Origin of the sequence: Agromyces mangrovi (assembly GCF_030296695.1) — a bacterium.
Classification (GTDB): Bacteria; Actinomycetota; Actinomycetes; order Actinomycetales; family Microbacteriaceae; genus Agromyces; species Agromyces mangrovi.
Genome location: NZ_AP027737.1, coordinates 1294572 through 1312306 on the forward strand (window position 1 = coordinate 1294572; position 17735 = coordinate 1312306).

The window sequence follows — 17735 nt, forward strand, 5'->3', positions numbered from 1 at the left end:
CCGCCATGCTGATCCTCACCCTAACCAACCGCGCTGAACGCGCGCTGCACGCCGGTTGTGCGCGCGCCGTGAGCGGTCGCGCGGGCGAGTCGCGGGCACCCGGCGCCAGCCGCCCGACACCGGCGTTCGCGCGCGTCGGCGGTAGGATCGACGCGTCAGCGTCCGGCGCGGCATCCGCCCCCGGCATCCGCTCGTTCCGGGAGTCTCCCACGTGACCGATACCGTCTCCACCACGGCCACCCTCGACACCGTCGAGCACGCTGCCGCCACCCCCGACAAGGAGCAGCCGTACGCCGCGCTCGGGCTGAAGCCCGACGAGTACGACCAGATCCGCGAGATCCTCGGGCGGCGCCCCACGAGCGGTGAGCTGGCCATGTACTCGGTCATGTGGAGCGAGCACTGCTCGTACAAGTCGTCGAAGAAGTACCTGCGCCAGTTCGGCAAGAAGGTCACCGACGAGATGCGCCAGCACCTCATGGTCGGCATGGGCGAGAACGCCGGCGTGCTCGACATCGGCGAGGGCTGGGCGGTCACGTTCAAGATCGAGTCGCACAACCACCCGAGCTACATCGAGCCGTTCCAGGGCGCCGCGACCGGCGTCGGCGGCATCGTGCGCGACATCATCTCGATGGGCGCACGCCCCGTCGCCGTGATGGACGCGCTGCGCTTCGGCAAGATCGACGACCCCGACACGGCCCGCGTCGTGCACGGCGTGGTGAGCGGCATCTCGTTCTACGGCAACTGCCTCGGCCTGCCGAACATCGGCGGCGAGACCTGGTTCGACCCGGTGTACCAGGCGAACCCGCTCGTCAACGCGCTCGCGGTCGGCGTGCTCCGCCACGAGGACCTGCACCTCGCCAACGCGAAGGGCGCCGGCAACAAGGTGGTGCTCTTCGGCGCCCGCACGGGCGGCGACGGCATCGGCGGCGCGTCGATCCTCGCATCCGACACCTTCGCCGAAGGCGGCCCCACCAAGCGCCCCGCGGTGCAGGTGGGCGACCCGTTCGCCGAGAAGGTGCTCATCGAGTGCTGCCTCGAGCTGTTCGCCGGCGACCTGGTCGAGGGCATCCAGGACCTCGGCGCGGCCGGCATATCGTGCGCGACCTCGGAGCTCGCGTCGAACGGCGACGGCGGCATGTCGATCGTGCTCGACGAGGTGCTGCTGCGCGACCCCACGCTCACGGCCGAGGAGATCCTCATGTCGGAGAGCCAGGAGCGCATGATGGCGATCGTGCGGCCCGAGAAGCTCGAGGGCTTCCTCGAGGTCGTCGGCAAGTGGGACGTCGAGACGAGCGTGCTCGGCGAGGTCACCGACACCGGGCGCCTGTCGATCACCTGGCGCGGCGAGGAGATCGTGAACGTCGACCCCCGCACGGTCGCCGTCGACGGCCCGGTCTACGACCGACCGGTGCGCAAGCCCAAGTGGCTGAAGGCGCTGAACGCCGACTCGGCCACCGCGCTGCCCCGGCCCACCTCGCCCGACGAGCTGCGCGCGCAGTTCCTGCAGCTGGTCGGCTCGCCGAACCTCGCGGATGCCTCGTGGGTGACCAGCCAGTACGACCACTACGTGCTCGGCAACACCGCGCTCGCCTCCCCCGACGACGCCGGCATGATCCGCGTCGACGAGGAGTCGGGCCTCGGCGTCTCGGTCGCGACCGACGCGAACGGCCGCTACTGCCAGCTCGACCCGTACGCCGGCGCGCAGCTCGCCCTGGCCGAGGCGTACCGCAACGTCGCCGCGACCGGCGCCGTACCCATGGGCGTCTCCGACTGCCTGAACTTCGGTTCGCCTGAGAACCCCGAGGTCATGTGGCAGTTCAAGCAGGCCGTCGAGGGGCTGGCAGACGGATGCCTCGAGCTGGCGATTCCCGTCACCGGCGGCAACGTCTCGTTCTACAACCAGACCGGTGACGTGCCGATCCACCCGACGCCGGTCGTCGCCGTGCTCGGCGTGATCGACGACGTCGCCCGCCGCATCCCGTCGGGCTGGCAGGACGACGGCCACAACATCTACCTGCTCGGCATCACGCGCGAGGAGCTCGACGGCTCGGCCTGGGCCGGCGTCGTGCACGACCACCTGGGCGGCACCCCGCCCGTGGTCGACCTGCCTGGTGAGCAGCGCCTCGCCGAGCTGCTGCGCGCGGCGTCGCTCGAGGGTCTCATCGACTCGGCGCACGACCTCTCCGACGGCGGGCTCGCCGCCGCGCTGGCGGAGGGCGTGCTGCGCTTCGGCATCGGCGCCCGCGTGGTGCTCGGCGAGGTGCTCGACCGCGACGGCGTCGACGTGGCATCCGCCCTCTTCTCGGAGTCGCAGGGCCGCGTGATCGTGACCGTGCCGCGCGAGGACGACGTGAAGTTCCGCGGCCTGTGCGAGGGCCGCGACTACCCGGTCGCGCGCATCGGCGTGACGGATGCCGCGTCGGGCTCGCTCGAGGTGCAGGACGCGTTCACCGTGTCGATCGACGAGCTGCGCGGCACGCACCGCGCGCCGCTGGCCGACGCGTTCGGCCCGGTCGTCGGGTACTGAGGCGATGGCCGGCGCGGAACCCGACGAGGGACCGCGCGGGTACTCGGCCGAGTACGCGGCGGCGCACGGGCGGTTCGCGCTCGTGCCGGCGGCGTACGTGTTCCTGCTCGCCGGTTCCGGTTCCGGTTCCGGTTCCGGCGAGCGCGTGCTGCTGCAGCGGCGGGCGGGCACCGGGTTCTACGACGGCTGGTGGGGCGCGTCCGCGGCGGGGCACGTCGACCCGGGGGAGTCGGCGGTCGACGCGGCGGTGCGCGAGGCGGCCGAGGAGATCGGCGTCGGCCTCGAGGCATCCGACCTGGTGCCCCTGACCACGCTGCACCGCAGGGCGGGGTCGGATGCGGCCGCCGACCAGCGGGTCGACTTCGCGTTCTCGTGCCGGCGCTGGGCGGGGCATCCGTCGCTGCAGGAGCAGACCGCCGACGCGCTCGAGTGGTTCCCGCTCGCCGCGCTGCCCGATCGCGTGGTGCACCACGAGCGCGCCGTGCTGGAGGGGCTCCGCGACGGCACGCTCACCGCGATCACCCCGTTCGGGTTCTGAGCGCCCGGCCCGTGTGCCGAACGTAGGAGATCCTCGCCGACGCGCCGGGCTCGCGGTCGTCGGCCGGCGTGTCGTCCTTCATTTCGCACACGCCGGACCCGGCCGTGTGGGCCGAACGTAGGACTTTCCTGCCGACACACCGGGCTCGCGGCCGTCCGCCGATGTGTCGTCCTACATTTCGCACACGCCGGACGCGGCGCGCTCAGCCGATGGCCGAGCGCTGCGCGACGAGCGGGCACTCGAACGGGTCGCGCTCGCCCAGGCCGACGCGGTTGATGTAGCGCAGCACGATGCCGTAGCTCTGCCAGAGCCCGGTGCGCACGTACGGCACGCCCTTCTCACGGCAGTACTCGGCGATGATCGGCGCCGCCCGGCGCAGATGCGGGCGCGGCATCGATGGGAAGAGGTGGTGCTCGATCTGGTAGTTGAGCCCGCCCATCAGGAAGTCGATCGCGCGCGAGCCGCGGATGTTGCGGCTCATCATGACCTGGCGACGCAGGAAGTCGAGCTTCAGGTTCTTCGGCACGAGCGGCATGCCCTTGTGGTTCGGCGCGAACGACATGCCCATGTAGACGCCGAACAGGCCGAGCTCGACCGCGAGGAAGAGGGCCGCCTTGCCCGGCGAGAGCACGAGCAGCACCAACACGGGGAACCCCAGCAGCCGCACGGCGAGCAGGCCGGCCTCGGCGGCGCGACGTGCGAGGTGCTCGCGCACGAACACCCGGCGCACGCTCGACGCGTGCAGCGAGATGCCCTCGAGCAGCAGGATGGGGAAGAAGAACACGCCCTGGTGCGCGATGAGCCACTGCAGCGGAGCAGGGCGCGGGCGCCGCATCTGGTCGGGCGTGAAGGCGATCACGGGCAACTCGATGTCGGGGTCGGAGCCGATGCGGTTCGGGTTGGCGTGGTGGCGGGTGTGCTTGTGCTGCCACCAGCCGTAGCTCATGCCGATGAACAGCGACCCGAGGATGATGCTGATCCAGTCGTTCCACCGACCGGAGCGGAAGATCTGCCGGTGCGCGGCGTCATGCCCGAGGAACGCGACCTGGGTGAACAGGAACGCGAACAGCACTGCGGTGAACAGCTGCCACCAGGTGTCGCCGACCAGCACGAAGCCGGTGATCGCGGCGGCCATGACGACGGGCACGGCGATGAGCTTCGTCCAGTAGTAGCCGTAGCGGCGGCGGAGCAGTCCCTCGCCGCGCATGATCCGGGCCAGGTCGGTGAAGTCGCTGTTCGCGGGCGTCCGATCGGGTCGCGGCGCCTCGAGCGCCGAAGTCGGGTTGGCGTTCATCGACCCCACCTCCTCGCGGGTGCCGAATATCGAACCGGTTCCCGCATCGGGGTCGTGGAGGCCGCATCGTCACGGGTGCGCCGACTTCGGCGGTCCACTGGTTTCAGCGTACGTCGACGACGGTGGATGGCGACGGATGCACCCGCGATTCCCAGCCTCGGCGGGTGCCCGGCTCGGGAGTACGCCTTCGAGCCCGGGTGGCGCGACGCGCGTGGCGTCGGCGGGCCGTCGTAGGGTGCGCGCATGGGTGGCGAGGGCGAGCACGGCGTGGGTGGTGCCGGCGTGGGAGAGCGCAGCTCGGTCGGGTGCAGGGCGGCGGATGCCTCGGGCCGCGCGTGCGACCGCATGGCGGAGCCGGGTGCCCCGGTGCCGCTCTGCACGCGGCACCTGCTCCTCGCGTACGACTGGGTGTCGCGCGACGTGGGCGTGACCGACCTGCTGCCCGGGCCGTGCCGTGCGTGCGGCGGCCGGGTGGGCGTGCGGTACCCGTCGGGGTGGGTCTGCGCGACGTGCGAATGGCGGGCCGGCGACGTACCCGACGGCGACGCCGCCCCGCCGCGCGTGGAGGTCGTGTACTACCTACGGTTCGACGACCGAGTGAAGATCGGCACGACCGCGAACCCGCGCGGGCGGTTCCAGGCGTTGCCGTACGACGAGGTGCTCGCGTTCGAGCGCGGCGGGCGGGCGCTGGAACAGCGCAGGCACGGGGAGTTCGCCGCCCACCGCATCCCGGGTACCGAGTGGTTCGAGCAGCACGCCGAGCTCGACGCGCATGTGGCGGCGCTCCGCGCCGGGGTCGACGACCCGTGGGACGTCTACGCCCGCTGGGTCAGCGCCGCGCTCGCCCTCCGCGGCGCGTAACGACCCGACCGCTCAGGCGCCCTCGGGCGGGTCGAGGAGGAGCTCGAGGCGATCGGCGAGGTAGCGGTCGAACGGGATGACGGCGTCGTCGAACGACGGGTTCCAGCGCACGAGCAGCTCGCCGTCGCGGAGCAGGAGCGGGCCGTCGGACGCGGCGAGCGTCGAGGCGTCGAGCGCGAGCTCGCGGGTGTGGAAGTTGACGGTCTCGTCGCGCGCGAACGGGCCCTCGAACGCGGCGGCGCGGTAGACGCGGCGCACCTCGGCGGAGTTCGCCTGGAACGTGGCGCGGCCGGGCGGGGTCGCGCGCGTCACCTCACCGGTCGCGTGCAGCGTGCCGTCGGTGCCTATGAGCAGTACGCCGAGGCGCCAGACCCGCCCGATCGGGCGCATCTTCGGCTTCCGCGCGATGCCGAGCACACGGCGCGACGGCTCGAACACGGCGAGCGCCTCGTCTCGCGCGTCGGCAGCAACGAGTGCCTCACGTGCGGCCACGAGCGCGCCGCGCGCCCGTACGATCGCGGCGTCCGCGGCATCCGACATGGCCCGATCGTACGTCGCCGTCTCCGCCCGCCCGACGACCCTCGCCGAGTCGTCATGGGATGTCGCTTCGGTGACCCGGATAGCGACATTTCATGACGACTCGAGAGTCCGCCCTCGGGGACCGGGAGGTGCCGAGAACCCTCAGCGCGTGCGGCCGACCAGCTCGAGCAGCGCCATGCCGTAGGCCTCGGCGGGGTCGGGGTGCTCGAAGCGCAGCCGCTCGCCCGCCAGTTCGATCTCGACCTCGAACGCGTCGTCGAGCCGCCGCAGTGCACGGAAGGTCGCGCGCAGCAGGTCGCGCAGCTGCTCCTCGCGCGGCAGCCAGACGGCGTCGGCCAGGTCGACCGAGTCGAGCGCCCACTCGGTCGTGCCGTTGAACCCGAGGATGGTGCCGGTCGCGTAGTCGTGCGGCTCGATCGTCATCTCGCTCACGGTGAAGACGTCGGCCTCGACCTCGGGCTCGACGTCGCTCGTGAGGTCGAGCTGGAACCGGTCGCCAGACGACGGATGCCAGGTCAGCCCCGCCTCCCGCAACTCGAGCGCCAGCTCGCGGCTGATCACGACGCCTCGCTCCCCCGGCACCACCACCGACGCTTCGGCTCGGGGTCCGGCTCGCGCCCGCGCGTCACCCGGGCCCGCAGCCCTGCGCCGATCACGACGACCATGAGCCCGACCAGGATGAACCCGAACCGCGAGGTCACGAGCGCGAGCACGACCACGACCGCGCCCACCACGACGAACACCTCGGCGGCGCGTCGCTTCGTCGCCGACCAGAGCCGACCGCCCAGCGATCCCGGTTCCTCCCCCATGGGGCTCACCCGCCCACGGGCATCGTGACGCCGGCCCACTGCTCCGACAGCTGCCAGAGCCGCGCCGCCACCGCGGCATCCGTCGACGTGCGCGTCGGCACCTGGCGCACCGGCGCGCCCTTGGTCCAGCCGATCGGGCCCCAGTAGTCGCCGTTCAGCGCGTCGGGCGACGTCGCCGCGACGAGCACGGGCTCGGCACCGCGGTGCTTGCCCTGCGTGAACGGCGACTGCAGGTGGTCGGCGAAGCGCTCGCCGGTCGAGGGTGCGTTGACCCCGGGCACGCGCGGGGTGCGCCCACTGATCGAGTAGCCGGGGTGCGCGACGATGCTCGCGACCGGAGACCCCGCTGCCCCGAGTCGGCGCGCGAGCTCGAAGCCGGTCGACTGGGTCGCGATCTTCGAGTGCGCGTACGCCGTCCACGCGTCGTAGCGTCGCTCGAGCTGGAGGTCGTCGATGCCGAACCCGCTGAGCCGGGACGACAGCGAGCCGAGCCAGACGATGCGCGCGGCATCCGACCGCTCGAGCACCGGAAGCACCTGCGCGACGAACGCGAAGTGCCCGAGGTGGTTGGTGGCGAGCACGAGCTCGTTGCCATCGGCGGACTCCTCCCGCGCTCGGGGTGTGTGCACCATGCCCGCGTTCAGCACGAGTCCGTCGAGGCGGTCGAACGCCTGCACCTGCGACGCGGCGGCGCCGACCGAGGCGAGCGACGACGTGTCCATGACGAGGGTGTCGACGGATGCCTCCGGCAGCCGCTCCCGCAGCGCCGCCACGGCCGCGGCCAGCCGCTCCGGGTTCCGCCCGCTCAGCACGACGTGCGCCCCCTGGCCTGCGAGCCGGGCGCTCGTGAAGAACCCGAGGCCGGCGTTCGCGCCGGTGACGAGGAAGGTGCGCCGGTCGAGGCGGGGCAGCGCCACGGGGTACCAGCTCATGCGTCGGTGCCCGGCCGGCTCGAGGCATCCGTCGACTCGCCCGCGATCTGCTCGTGGTGCTGGATGACCTCGGCGACGACGAAGTTGAACCACTTCTCGGCGAACGCGGGGTCGAGGTGTGCGTCGACGGCGAGCGCGCGGAGGCGGGCGATCTGGCGCTTCTCGCGCTCCGGGTCCGACGGGGGAGGCCGTGCTCGGCCTTGAGGCGGCCGACCTTCTGCGTGAACTTGAACCGCTCGGCGAGCAGGTGGATCAGCGCCGCGTCGATGTTGTCGATGCTCGAGCGAATGCCCAAGAGCTCCGTCATCGCGGCAGCCTGGTCGTCGGGACGGATCTCAGCCATGCACACGACCCTAGCGAGTCGGGCTGGATGCCCCGCCTCGGGTGTCAACGGCCGGGTTGCGCTGCTGGCGAAGCGGGCCCTCCGGCGACCGCCCGCCGCGCGAGCAGCGCGTCGACCCGGCCCTGCGCGAGCAGGATGCCCGCGAGCACGAGCAGCGCACCGACCGGCTCGTGCCAGCCGAACCGCTCCTGCAGCAGCAGCACGCCGAGCACCACGCCGACGACGGGCGTGACGTAGGTGACGGTCGACATGCCGGTCGGCCCCCACGCGCGCAGCACGTTGACCTGCCAGATGTAGGCGAGCCCGGTGCCGAGCACGCCGAGGGCGAGCAGGCTGAGCACGATCGTCGTGTCGAGGTCGACCGGCTGCCACGCGACCACGGGCGTGAGCAGCGCCATGATGAGCCCCGCGATGCCGATGTTGAGGAACGCGAAGGTCGTCGGGGCGATGGGCCGCGAGCTCAGGAACTTCTTGGTGTAGCCGAGGCTGAACCCGTAGCAGACGACCGCGCCGAGGCACGCGAGCTGGCCGGCGAGCTCGCCGCCGAGGAGACCTGCCACGGGCCGATGATGACGATCACGCCGATCACGCCGACGCCGACACCGGCCCAGCGCAGGGCGCTCAGGCGCTCGACGCGGAACGCGAGCGTGGCCATGAGCGCGGTCGCGATGGGCGTGACCGCGTTGTAGATCGACGCGAGGCTCGACGTGACGTACTGCTCCGCCCAGGCGAACAGCGTGTGCGGAATGACGCAGAAGGTGATCGCGATCACCGTGAAGTGCACCCACACGATGGGCTCGCGCGGCAGCACCGGGCCGGCGCCGACGCGCGGTCGCATGACGGCGACGATGACGGCGAGGGTCAGCCCGCCCAGCACGAGCCGCGACCACGAGACCTGCGAGTAGCTCACGCCGTCGAGCGCGACCTTCATGAACAGGAAGCTCGCGCCCCAGATGAGCCCCATGCCGATGAACTGGAGCACGACCGAGAGTCGGCCGGGGCCAGGGGCGGGGGCGGATGCCGCTGCGGCGCGCAGTTCGGAGGGGGCCTGTGCGATCGCCCCGGTGTTGCCGTGTGTCACGGATCGGACGCTACTCGCGGTTCGGGCGACTCGCGTGGGCCGGGCGACGCGATGTCCGGATTCCGCCGATGGTCGGCAGGAACGGATGCCACTCGCAGCCGCTCGCCCCCGGCTCGGCTCGGCTCGGCGCGCGTCAGCCGATCGTGTGGTCGGTGCCCTCGTCGCCGCGCGCCCGACGGCCGCGGCGGCCGCGCGGTGCGGCCGGCAGGGCGGGGCGCTCCTCGTAGCCGTGGAGCCCTGCGTCGCGGATCACGGAGCGGCGCACGCGCGTGCGCTCCTCACGCCGGCGGGCGGAGTCGGATGCATCGGAGCCGCGCGCGTCGGAGGACGCATCGCGCCGCACGTCGGCCTCGCCCCGGTGCCGCGCCTGGCGCGGGTCGCCCGCGACGTGCCGTGCGACGTGCAGCCGCTCCTCGCGGGGGGCCATGCCCTCGCCCGCGCGCGCGTCGCGCCGCCGCGGAGCGTCGGGCTGTCGTTGCACACTATGCAGAATAGGCGAGGGGTCCGACGTGCGAACATTCCGACTGTTCGGTATGTTAGGAACCCGCGCCGGTCCGACGGAGGTCCGGCGCAGACCGGGAGGCGCGATGGAGATCACGGCAGCCGTGCTCGAGGCATGCGATCGTCCCCGGCCGTTCGCCGCCTCGCGCCCGCTCACGGTGCAGCAGGTCTCGCTCGACGGGCCCGGCCCGACCGAGGTGCTGGTGCGCATCGAGGCGGCGGGCATCTGCCACTCCGACCTGTCGGTCGTCGACGGGAATCGCGTGCGACCCACGCCGATGGTGCTGGGGCACGAGGCATCCGGCATCGTCGAGGTCGCCGGCGACGCGGTCGACGACCTCGCGCCGGGCGACCGGGTCGTGCTCACTTTCCTCCCGCGATGCGGCACGTGCCCGGGCTGCGCGACCGACGGCCGCCTGCCGTGCGAGCGGGGAGCGCCGCGAACGCCGCCGGCACGCTGCTCGGCGGCGAGCGACGGCTGCACCGCACCGGCCCTGCCGGCCGGCAGGACCTCCACCACCACCTCGGCGCCTCGGCCTTCGCGACGCACGCCGTGGTGGACCGCGCCTCCGTCGTGCCGGTCGACGCCGACGTGCCACCCGACGCGGCCGCGCTGCTCGGCTGCGCGGTGCTCACCGGCGGCGGGGGCGTGCTGAACGCCGCGCGGCCGGCGCCGGGCGAGCAGGTGATGGTGGTCGGGCTCGGCGGGGTCGGCATGGCAGCGCTGCTCGTCGCGGTCGCGCTCGGGCATCCGGTGATCGGCGTCGATGCGCTGCCCGACAAGCTGGCGGCAGCCCGCGACGCCGGTGCCGTTGAGGCGTACACGCCCGAGGAGCTGGCCGCCCGAGGCATCCGCTCGCCTGCCGTGATCGAGGCGGCGGGGCATCCGCGCGCCTTCGAGACAGCGTTCGCAGCCACCGCACCCGGCGGCACGACCGTGACCGTCGGCCTGCCGCGCCCCGACGCGACCTCGACGATCACGCCGCTCACCCTCACCGCCGAGGCGCGCACCGTCGTCGGCAGCTACCTCGGCTCGTCGGTGCCGTCGCGCGACATCCCCCGCTACGTCGACCTCTGGCGCGCCGGCCGGCTGCCGGTCGAGCAACTCGTCTCGGGGAGGTCGCGCTCGCCGACGTGAACGAGGCGATGGACGCCCTCGCCGGCGGGCACGTGCTCCGGCAGCTCATCCGGCCGTGACGCCCTGAGTCCCTGACCACCCGCACCACCACACCCACCGAGAGGAACCCCATGACCGAACGCATCGCGATCGTCACCGGCGCGGCCCGCGGCATCGGCGCCGCCGTCGCCCGCCGCCTGGCCGCCGACGGCAACGCCGTCGCCGTGATCGACCTGCTGGAGGATGCCACAGCCGAGACCGTCGACGCGATCACCGCCGCGGGCGGCCGCGCGATCGGCATCGGCGCCGACGTGTCCGACTCCGCCGCCGTGGCATCCGCCGTCGCCCGCGTCGCCGACGAGCTCGGGGCGCCGACGATCCTGGTCAACAACGCGGGCATCCTGCGCGACAACCTGCTCTTCAAGATGACCGACGACGACTGGGACCTGGTGATGCAGGTGCACCTGCGCGGCGCGTTCCTCATGAGCCGCGCGGTGCAGGCGCACCAGGTCGAGGCGAAGTGGGGGCGCATCGTGAACCTGTCGAGCACGTCGGCGCTCGGCAACCGCGGGCAGGCGAACTACGCGGCCGCGAAGGCCGGCATGCAGGGCTTCACGAAGACCCTCGCGATCGAGCTGGGCCGCTACGGCGTGACCGCGAACGCGATCGCGCCGGGCTTCATCCAGACCGACATGACCCGCGCGACCGCCGAGCGCATCGGCGTACCGTTCGACGAGTTCGTCGCCGCGACCGTGCAACAGATCCCGGTGCAGCGCGCGGGCGTGCCCGACGACATCGCGGCCGCGGCGTCGTACTTCTGCTCCGAGGAGGCCGGGTTCTGCTCGGGCCAGGTGCTGTACGTGGCGGGAGGGCCGACCTCGTGACCGCGACCTTCGACTCCCTCGCCGCGCTCGTCGAGGCGGTCGCCGCCGCACCCGTGCCGCTCGGCCCCGGCGAGTGGTTCACCGTCGACCAGGCCCGCATCGACGAGTTCGCCCGCGCGACCGAGGACCACCAGTGGATCCACGTCGACGTCGAGCGCGCGAAGGCCGGCCCGTTCGGCGCGCCCATCGCGCACGGCTTCCTCACCCTGTCGCTGCTGTCGGCGCTCGCCTCGCCGCTGCTCGACGTGCGCGGCGTCGCGATGGGCGTGAACTACGGCTTCGACCGGGTGCGCTTCCTCGCGCCGGTGACGGTCGGCTCGCGCGTGCGCGTGGTGGGGCAGGTGACGGATGCCACGCCAGGGCGATCCGGCGTCCGCGTGACGCAGGACCTCACCGTCGAGATCGAGGAGTCGGAGACGCCCGCGCTCGCGGCCCAGTGGCTGACGCTCGTGGTGCCGCGCCCCGCCCTCTGACTGCTCCGCCGTCCCTGATCCGCCGAGTCGTCATGAAGTGCCGGAATCCCGACATGAATAACGACACTTCATGACGACTCGGCGGATTGGCTGATACTGGGGGCGCCGCAGGTTGAGTTCAGAACGTGTTCTGAATAGGATCGCGGCATGCAGACCGCGCCCTCGCCCGAGACCTTCCAGTCGTCTGATCTGAGCCGCCACTCGAGCAGGGTGTTCGCGGCAGCCGTCGAGCACCCGATTCGGGTGACCCGGCGTGACGGGGAGTCCCTGGTGCTGATGTCGCAGCGGGAGTCCGACGCTCGCGAGTCGCTGCTGCAGCTCGCGGCGCAGATCATCGGCACCGCGATCGACGACGAGGGAACCCTCGCGGAGCGCATGGCCGACCGCCTGCCGTGGATGCTCGCACTCGACCCGGCCGATCAGGCGACCTGTGCGGACGACCTCGTACGGGCAGCACGCGCCTCGTTCGCGACGAACCAGGCCCATCTCGCGATCGCCGAGCTGACCGCTTGGCGCGAGACCGCACTCGCCGTGGCGGGCGGACTCGTGAGCGGCCCGGTCGACTGGGAAGCCACAGCAGAACCCGTCACCCGGCCGTAGCGGGTGCACACGCGCCACCCCAACGCCACCAAGTAGCGCAGTCCCGCCCCGGCGGCGCTAGTCTCCCCACTGTGCTGATCGTGCTGCGAGGCAATTCGGGGTCGGGGAAGAGCACCGTCGCGCGCCTGCTGCAGGCCGAGCTCGACGGACCGGCCGCCAACCTCGGGCAGGACCACTTCCGCCGCATCGTCTACCGCGAGCGTGAGCACGAGAGCATGGCGCACGCCGAACTGCTCGAGCTCGCGGCGGTCCACTGCCTCGGCCGCGGCGACCACGTCATTCTCGAGGGCATCTTCAGCACGCACCACTACAGCGACATGATCGAGCGCATCGCGGCGCACGCGACGGACGCCCGCTTCTTCGCGTTCGACCTCGACTTCGACGAGACCGCCCGCCGGCACGCGACGCGCCCCTGGCCTCGGAGTTCGGCGCCGACGAGATGCGCGACTGGTACCACGGCTGGCAACCGCTCGACTTCGTCGAGGAGCAGCGCATCGGCCCCGACGAGTCACCCGAGCACATCGTCGCGCGCATCCTCGGCCGCGCCTGACGCGGGCGGCCGTTCCCCTCAGTAGTGGTAGCGCGCCTGCAGCACGATCACGTACTGCTCGGTCACCGTGTAGACGAGGCGGTTCGCTTCGTCGATGCGCCGCGACCATGCTCCGGCCAGCGCGTGTTTGAGCGGCTCGGGCTTGCCGACGCCCTCGAACGGGTCATCCCGCAGTATGTCCTCGATGAGCAGGTTGATGCGTTTGAGGGTCTTGCGGTCCTGCGTCTGCCAGTAGAGGTAGTCGTCCCAGCCGTCGGCGGTCCAGGCGAGCTTCCGCGCCGTCACTGCTCCTGCAGTCCGTGCTCGGTGACCTCGCCATCGCGCGCCTGCTCCATCGCCCGGATGAGGCGTCGGGCGTTCTCCGGGGAGCGGAGCAGGTAGGTGGTCTCGAGCAGGGAGTCGTATTCCGCCTTGGACATGAGCACCGCGGAACCGCGCTTCGACGTGATCTCGACCTCGGTGTGATCGAGGTTCACGCGCTCGATCAGACCGAAGAGATCGCGGCGCGCCTCGCTCGTGGTGATGGCCATGACTCCTCCTCAGTGGTACGAGATATGGTACCACTCAGGAGGCGCCCGGCGCACCCTCAGCTCAGCCGCTCGACCACCATCGCCATGCCCTGGCCGCCGCCGACGCACATCGTCTCGAGGCCGAACTGCGCGTCGCGCGCCCGCAGGCCGTTGAGCAGCGTCGAGGTGATGCGCGCACCGGTCATGCCGAACGGATGCCCCACCGCGATCGCGCCGCCGTGCACGTTGAGCTTGTCCCACGAGACGCCCAATTCACGCGCCGACGGGATGACCTGCGCCGCGAACGCCTCGTTCAGCTCGACGAGGTCGATGTCGTCGATCGTCAGCCCGGCGCGCGACAGCGCCTGCCGACTCGCCTCCACCGGCCCGAGCCCCATGATCTCGGGCGACAGCCCGGTCACCCCGGTCGACACGATGCGCGCCAGCGGCGTCAGCCCCAGCTCAGCAGCCTTCGCATCGCTCATCACCACGAGCGCCGCAGCGCCGTCGTTCAGCGGGCACGCGTTGCCCGCGGTCACCGTGCCGTCGGGCCGGAACACCGGCTGCAGCCCGGCGAGCGCCTCGACCGTCACTCCCGGCCGCGGCCCGTCATCGGCAGACACGACCGACCCGTCGGGCAGCGTCAGCGGCGTGATATCCGTCGCGTAGAATCCATCGGCGATCGCCTGCTCGGCCCGGTTCTGGCTGAGCGCGGAGTACTCGTCCTGCTCCTCGCGCGAGACGCCCGTCAGCTGCGCCACGTTCTCGGCGGTCTGCCCCATCGCGATGTACACGTCGGGCAGCAGGTCGTCCTCGCGTGGGTCGTGCCACTCGAACCCGCCCTCGGCAGACCGCGCAGACCGCGCCACGGCCTCCCCGAACAGCGGGTTCTCCAGCTCGGCCCCCGGAATCCAGTCCGACGACCCGATGCCCATGCGACTCACGGCCTCGACGCCCGCCGAGATGAACACGTCGCCCTCACCCGCCTTGATCGCGTGGAACGCCATGCGCGTCGACTGCAGGCTCGACGAGCAGTACCGGTTCACGGTCGTGCCGGGCACGTGGTCCATGCCGAGCAGCACCGCGACCACGCGCCCGATGTTCATGCCCTGCTCGCCGCCGGGCTGCCCGCAGCCCATGATGAGGTCGTCGATCTCGCGCGGGTCGAGCTCGGGCACCTTCGCGAGGGCGGCGGCGACCATCTGCACGGCCATGTCGTCGCCGCGCATGCTCACGAGCGACCCCTTGCGGGCGCGCCCGATCGGCGAGCGGGCGGTCGAGACGATCACTGCTTCAGTCATGCGGATGCTCCTTCGGATCGGGGTTCCCGCAGGCCGGCGACCGCGCCTGCGGGGTCTGGGTCAAGGGTGACGGATGCCACTGAATGCACGCTCAGCGGAACGCCGCGATGCCCGTGATGGCGCGCCCGACGATGAGCTGGTTCATGTCGTACGTGCCCTCGAACGTGTAGACGGCCTCGGCGTCGGCGAAGAACCGCGCGAGCCCGTGGTCGAGCTGGATGCCGTTGCCGCCCGCGATCTCGCGGCAGAGCGCCACGGTCTCGCGCATCATCTTGGTCGTGAACGCCTTGGCCATCGCGGAGTGGTGGTCGTGCTGCTCGCCCTCGCTCTCCAGCTCGGCCAGCCGCACGCACATCGCGATCGACGCGGTGATGTTCGACAGGGCGGTGGCGAGCTTCTCCTGGGTGAGCTGGTACGACGCGATCGGCTTGCCGAACTGCACGCGCTCCTTCGAGTACGCGAGCGCGGCTTCGTAGGCGCCGACGGCGACGCCGATGGCCTGCCAGGCGACGCCGGCGCGGGTGAGCCGCAGCACGACGGCGAGGTCGCGGAACGAGTCGATGCGCTGCAGGCGGTCGCGCTCGGGCACGACGACGTCCTCGAGCACGATGTCGGCGTTCTGCACGCCGCGCAGCGACTGCTTGCGCTCGATCTTGGTCGCGCTGAACCCGATCGCGGGGGTGCGCACGATGAAGCCCTTGACCTGGTCGTCGGCGGTGTCGCGCGCCCAGATGATGACCATGTCGGCGAAGGTCGCGTTGCCGATCCAGCGCTTGGCGCCGTTCAGCACCCACTCGTCGCCGCGCCGCGTGGCGGTGGTCTCGAGCCCGCGCGCGGTGTCGGAGCCGTGCCCCGGCTCGGTGAGCCCGAACGCGCCGATGACCTCGCCGCGCGCCATCGGGCCCATCCACTCGGCCTTCTGCTCCTCCGAGCCCCCGACGGCGATCGAGGTCATGCCGAGCCCGTTGTGCACGCCCACGAGGGTGCAGCTCGACGGATCGACCCGCGCGATCTCGAGCGCGACCCACGCCCGGTACAGCTCGCTGTTCTCGAACTGGCGGGTCTCGGGCCAGGCGGCGCCGAAGACGCCGAGCTCGGCGAACCGGGGAATCAGGTGCACGGCACCCTCGGCGCGGTCCCAGTACTCGTCGGCGATGGGCTTCAGCTCCTCCTCGAGGAAGGCGCGGATGCGGCCGATCGACGCCTGCTCCTCAGGCGTGAGCGTCGACTGGAACCCGTAGAAGTCCGCCGCGAGCAGCGGGGTCTCGGTCAGCGTGGTCATCTGGTCGGTCATCGTCGGCGTCCTCTCGACAGCGTCGTCGGTGCATCCCCGGTCGGGGCGTGCAACATTCTACGGATTGTTGCACACTTGTCCAGCCGCCGGGTTACAGTGGGGCTGCGAACCGGTGAGAGGAGCGGCGATGACGACGACGGATGCCCCGGGCACACGGCCCGCGGAACCGGCCGCCGACGAGGCATCCGCCCCTCGTCTCGGGCTCGTGGCCGTGCGCGCCGTGCCGACCCGGCTCTCCGACCGGCTCGGCATGTCGGGCGAACCGCACGCCGACGCGCTGCGGGCGTTCCGCGCCGCCCGGCACGAGTTCATCGCCGGGTCGCGCATCGACATGGGCGCGCTCGCGGCCGAGCTCGGCGTCGACCGCACGTCGCTGTTCCGCTGGGTCGGCAACCGCGACGCGCTGCTCAGCGAGGTGCTCTGGTCGCTCGCGATCCCGACCCTCGACCGCGCCGACCACCCCGAGCTGCACGGCCCCGCGCGGCTCGTCGAGTTGCTGAGCGCGTTCGTCGACGCACTGATCGACGCCGACTACTTCCGCGCCTTCCTCACCCGCGAGCCCGCCCGCGCGCTGCGGCTGCTGACTACCGCCGACAGCGAGATCCAGCGCCGGCTGCGCGTCGTCATCGAGACCGCGATCGACGAGGAGGCCGTGCGCGGCACCTACACGCCGCCGCTGCCGACCGCCGACCTCGCGTACCTGCTCGCGCGCATCGCCGAGTCGTTCATCTACGCCGACCTCATCACGGGCGACGAGCCCGACGCCGCGAAGGCGCGCGACGCGTTCGCGCTGGTGCTCGGGCGATGAGCGCCGAACGCCCGGCACGTGCCGGCACGACGACAGGCGAGCGGATGCCTCGCCCAGCCGACTACGGCCACCTGGCGTCGTTCCCGACGAGGTGGAACGACAACGACGTGTACGGGCACGTGAACAACGTCGTCTACTACGCGGCGATGGACAGCGCGGTGAACGCGTGGATGATCGCGCGCGGGCTCGACATCGAGCAGGGCGACGCGATCGCGCTCGTCGTGAGCTCGTCGTGCGATTACCACGCGTCGGGCGCGTACCCCGACGTGCTCGAGGTCGGCGTGCGCATCGGACGCCTGGGCACGTCGAGCGTGACGTGGGAGACCGGCATCTTCCGGGCATCCGACGCGGAGTTGCTCGCGACCGGGAAGTTCGTGCACGTGTTCGTCGGCCGCGAGTCGCGGCGACCGACGCCGGTGCCGGCGGCGCTGCGGGCCGCGATGGAGCGCGAGCTCGTCGCGCCCGCCGAGTCGCCCTGAGCGAGTGGGGCGGCGCGGGGTCGCCACACGTCGCTCACAATAAAACCGACCGGGCGGTATGCTAGTCTCTCGACACCGGGATCCCGCGACGACGCGGCCCGGCCGGGAGGACGAGACGTGGACGAAGCACTGGCGCCCACCGCCGAGCGCGGCACCCGTACCGCGGCGGCGGTCGACGCGGCCGCACCCGCCGGGGTCGACCCGGTCGCGCTGCGCGCCTGGCTCGCCGACCACCGGCCGGACCTGCTCGGCGGTGACGCTCTCGACGGCGACTCCCCCGACGCGGCCCCCTCG

21 protein-coding genes and 2 pseudogenes are annotated in these 17735 nt (G+C 72.1%); 10 read left to right on the forward strand and 13 right to left on the reverse strand.

The genetic code is table 11. The annotated features are described in order from the left end of the window. The first annotated feature begins 211 nt into the window (after positions 1–211). Positions 212–2527, forward strand: coding sequence for a phosphoribosylformylglycinamidine synthase subunit PurL (purL, locus tag QUE38_RS06145; protein ID WP_286310745.1), 2316 nt, complete (start codon positions 212–214; stop codon positions 2525–2527). 4 nt (positions 2528–2531) lie between these two features. Next, a complete protein-coding gene (locus QUE38_RS06150) occupies positions 2532–3065 on the forward strand; it encodes an NUDIX domain-containing protein (RefSeq protein ID WP_286310746.1) in 534 nt (177 codons plus the stop codon). 202 nt (positions 3066–3267) lie between these two features. On the opposite strand, the gene QUE38_RS06155 is transcribed toward QUE38_RS06150, so the two are convergent. Then, the gene (locus tag QUE38_RS06155) at positions 3268–4359 is read right to left on the reverse strand and encodes a fatty acid desaturase family protein (protein ID WP_286310747.1); all 1092 of its coding nucleotides are present in this window, start codon (positions 4357–4359) and stop codon (positions 3268–3270) included. A 243-nt stretch (positions 4360–4602) separates the two neighbouring features. Between QUE38_RS06155 and QUE38_RS06160 the strand changes: the two genes are divergently transcribed. Next, entirely contained in the window at positions 4603–5220 is a 618-nt protein-coding gene (locus QUE38_RS06160) for a GIY-YIG nuclease family protein (RefSeq protein ID WP_433996949.1), read from the forward strand. 12 nt (positions 5221–5232) lie between these two features. Here QUE38_RS06160 and QUE38_RS06165 read toward each other — a convergent pair whose 3' ends face one another. From QUE38_RS06165 to QUE38_RS06195, 8 genes and pseudogenes are all read right to left on the reverse strand, one after another. After that, entirely contained in the window at positions 5233–5760 is a 528-nt protein-coding gene (locus QUE38_RS06165; RefSeq protein ID WP_286310748.1) for a hypothetical protein, read from the reverse strand. Positions 5761–5901: 141 nt separating this feature from the next. Then, on the reverse strand, positions 5902–6321 hold the full coding sequence (locus QUE38_RS06170) for a pilus assembly protein CpaE (RefSeq protein WP_286310749.1): 420 nt from the start codon (positions 6319–6321) through the stop codon (positions 5902–5904). Then, positions 6318–6569 (reverse strand): hypothetical protein, encoded by a 252-nt coding sequence (locus QUE38_RS06175; protein ID WP_286310750.1) that lies wholly within the window; start codon positions 6567–6569, stop codon positions 6318–6320. Before QUE38_RS06175 ends, QUE38_RS06170 begins: the two co-directional genes overlap by 4 nt. Positions 6570–6574: 5 nt before the next feature. After that, entirely contained in the window at positions 6575–7501 is a 927-nt protein-coding gene (locus QUE38_RS06180) for an SDR family NAD(P)-dependent oxidoreductase (protein WP_286310751.1), read from the reverse strand. Next, a pseudogene (locus QUE38_RS06185) lies at positions 7498–7844 on the reverse strand (chorismate mutase). Before QUE38_RS06185 ends, QUE38_RS06180 begins: the two are co-directional and overlap by 4 nt. 44 nt (positions 7845–7888) lie before the next feature. Then, positions 7889–8404 (reverse strand): DMT family transporter, encoded by a 516-nt coding sequence (locus QUE38_RS17480; protein ID WP_350227580.1) that lies wholly within the window; start codon positions 8402–8404, stop codon positions 7889–7891. Beyond that, positions 8305–8925: a DMT family transporter gene (locus QUE38_RS17485; protein WP_350227582.1), complete on the reverse strand. Its 621-nt coding sequence runs from the start codon at positions 8923–8925 to the stop codon at positions 8305–8307. Before QUE38_RS17485 ends, QUE38_RS17480 begins: the two co-directional genes overlap by 100 nt. 133 nt (positions 8926–9058) lie before the next feature. After that, a complete protein-coding gene (locus QUE38_RS06195; RefSeq protein WP_286310752.1) occupies positions 9059–9406 on the reverse strand; it encodes a hypothetical protein in 348 nt (115 codons plus the stop codon). A gap of 106 nt (positions 9407–9512) precedes the next feature. On the opposite strand from QUE38_RS06195, the pseudogene QUE38_RS06200 reads away from it, so the two are divergent. The 5 genes and pseudogenes from QUE38_RS06200 (at position 9513) to QUE38_RS06220 (ending at position 13075) form a co-directional block, all read left to right on the forward strand. Further along, positions 9513–10623, forward strand: a pseudogene (locus tag QUE38_RS06200) (alcohol dehydrogenase catalytic domain-containing protein). A gap of 51 nt (positions 10624–10674) precedes the next feature. Then, complete coding sequence (locus tag QUE38_RS06205; RefSeq protein WP_286310753.1) at positions 10675–11427, forward strand: SDR family oxidoreductase; 753 nt, start codon at positions 10675–10677, stop codon at positions 11425–11427. After that, positions 11424–11900, forward strand: coding sequence for a MaoC family dehydratase (locus QUE38_RS06210; RefSeq protein ID WP_433996950.1), 477 nt, complete (start codon positions 11424–11426; stop codon positions 11898–11900). Before QUE38_RS06205 ends, QUE38_RS06210 begins: the two co-directional genes overlap by 4 nt. A gap of 147 nt (positions 11901–12047) precedes the next feature. Beyond that, positions 12048–12500, forward strand: coding sequence for a prevent-host-death protein (locus tag QUE38_RS06215; RefSeq protein WP_286310754.1), 453 nt, complete (start codon positions 12048–12050; stop codon positions 12498–12500). A gap of 71 nt (positions 12501–12571) precedes the next feature. Then, positions 12572–13075: an AAA family ATPase gene (locus QUE38_RS06220; protein ID WP_286310755.1), complete on the forward strand. Its 504-nt coding sequence runs from the start codon at positions 12572–12574 to the stop codon at positions 13073–13075. On the opposite strand, the gene QUE38_RS06225 is transcribed toward QUE38_RS06220, so the two are convergent. The 4 genes from QUE38_RS06225 to QUE38_RS06240 all read right to left on the reverse strand — a co-directional run bounded on the left by QUE38_RS06225 (position 13069) and on the right by QUE38_RS06240 (position 16154). Further along, on the reverse strand, positions 13069–13335 hold the full coding sequence (locus QUE38_RS06225) for a Txe/YoeB family addiction module toxin (RefSeq protein ID WP_286310756.1): 267 nt from the start codon (positions 13333–13335) through the stop codon (positions 13069–13071). The two genes, QUE38_RS06220 and QUE38_RS06225, sit on opposite strands and share 7 nt — an antisense overlap. Beyond that, a complete protein-coding gene (locus QUE38_RS06230; RefSeq protein WP_286310757.1) occupies positions 13332–13580 on the reverse strand; it encodes a type II toxin-antitoxin system Phd/YefM family antitoxin in 249 nt (82 codons plus the stop codon). Before QUE38_RS06230 ends, QUE38_RS06225 begins: the two co-directional genes overlap by 4 nt. Positions 13581–13636: 56 nt before the next feature. Then, positions 13637–14860, reverse strand: coding sequence for an acetyl-CoA C-acetyltransferase (locus QUE38_RS06235; protein WP_286310759.1), 1224 nt, complete (start codon positions 14858–14860; stop codon positions 13637–13639). Between the two features lie 91 nt (positions 14861–14951). Beyond that, entirely contained in the window at positions 14952–16154 is a 1203-nt protein-coding gene (locus tag QUE38_RS06240; protein WP_286310762.1) for an acyl-CoA dehydrogenase family protein, read from the reverse strand. 127 nt (positions 16155–16281) lie between these two features. On the opposite strand from QUE38_RS06240, the gene QUE38_RS06245 reads away from it, so the two are divergent. Both QUE38_RS06245 and QUE38_RS06250 read left to right on the forward strand, forming a co-directional pair. Then, positions 16282–16962: a QsdR family transcriptional regulator gene (locus tag QUE38_RS06245; protein WP_286310764.1), complete on the forward strand. Its 681-nt coding sequence runs from the start codon at positions 16282–16284 to the stop codon at positions 16960–16962. After that, positions 16959–17441: an acyl-CoA thioesterase gene (locus QUE38_RS06250; protein ID WP_286310766.1), complete on the forward strand. Its 483-nt coding sequence runs from the start codon at positions 16959–16961 to the stop codon at positions 17439–17441. The genes QUE38_RS06245 and QUE38_RS06250 overlap by 4 nt, the downstream gene beginning before the upstream one ends. Positions 17442–17735 lie beyond the last annotated feature (294 nt).

Excerpts from the sequence above, each read along its gene's own strand:
- QUE38_RS06150 (WP_286310746.1), top strand. The coding sequence starts at position 2,532 with ATGGCCGGCGCGGAACCCGACGAGGGACCGCGCGGGTACTCGGCCGAG.
- QUE38_RS06155 (WP_286310747.1), bottom strand. The coding sequence starts at position 4,359 with ATGAACGCCAACCCGACTTCGGCGCTCGAGGCGCCGCGACCCGATCGG.
- QUE38_RS06160 (WP_433996949.1), top strand. The coding sequence starts at position 4,603 with ATGGGTGGCGAGGGCGAGCACGGCGTGGGTGGTGCCGGCGTGGGAGAG.
- QUE38_RS06165 (WP_286310748.1), bottom strand. The coding sequence starts at position 5,760 with ATGTCGGATGCCGCGGACGCCGCGATCGTACGGGCGCGCGGCGCGCTC.
- QUE38_RS06175 (WP_286310750.1), bottom strand. The coding sequence starts at position 6,569 with ATGGGGGAGGAACCGGGATCGCTGGGCGGTCGGCTCTGGTCGGCGACG.
- QUE38_RS06180 (WP_286310751.1), bottom strand. The coding sequence starts at position 7,501 with ATGAGCTGGTACCCCGTGGCGCTGCCCCGCCTCGACCGGCGCACCTTC.
- QUE38_RS06205 (WP_286310753.1), top strand. The coding sequence starts at position 10,675 with ATGACCGAACGCATCGCGATCGTCACCGGCGCGGCCCGCGGCATCGGC.
- QUE38_RS06215 (WP_286310754.1), top strand. The coding sequence starts at position 12,048 with ATGCAGACCGCGCCCTCGCCCGAGACCTTCCAGTCGTCTGATCTGAGC.
- QUE38_RS06230 (WP_286310757.1), bottom strand. The coding sequence starts at position 13,580 with ATGGCCATCACCACGAGCGAGGCGCGCCGCGATCTCTTCGGTCTGATC.
- QUE38_RS06235 (WP_286310759.1), bottom strand. The coding sequence starts at position 14,860 with ATGACTGAAGCAGTGATCGTCTCGACCGCCCGCTCGCCGATCGGGCGC.
- QUE38_RS06240 (WP_286310762.1), bottom strand. The coding sequence starts at position 16,154 with ATGACCGACCAGATGACCACGCTGACCGAGACCCCGCTGCTCGCGGCG.
- QUE38_RS06245 (WP_286310764.1), top strand. The coding sequence starts at position 16,282 with ATGACGACGACGGATGCCCCGGGCACACGGCCCGCGGAACCGGCCGCC.
- QUE38_RS06250 (WP_286310766.1), top strand. The coding sequence starts at position 16,959 with ATGAGCGCCGAACGCCCGGCACGTGCCGGCACGACGACAGGCGAGCGG.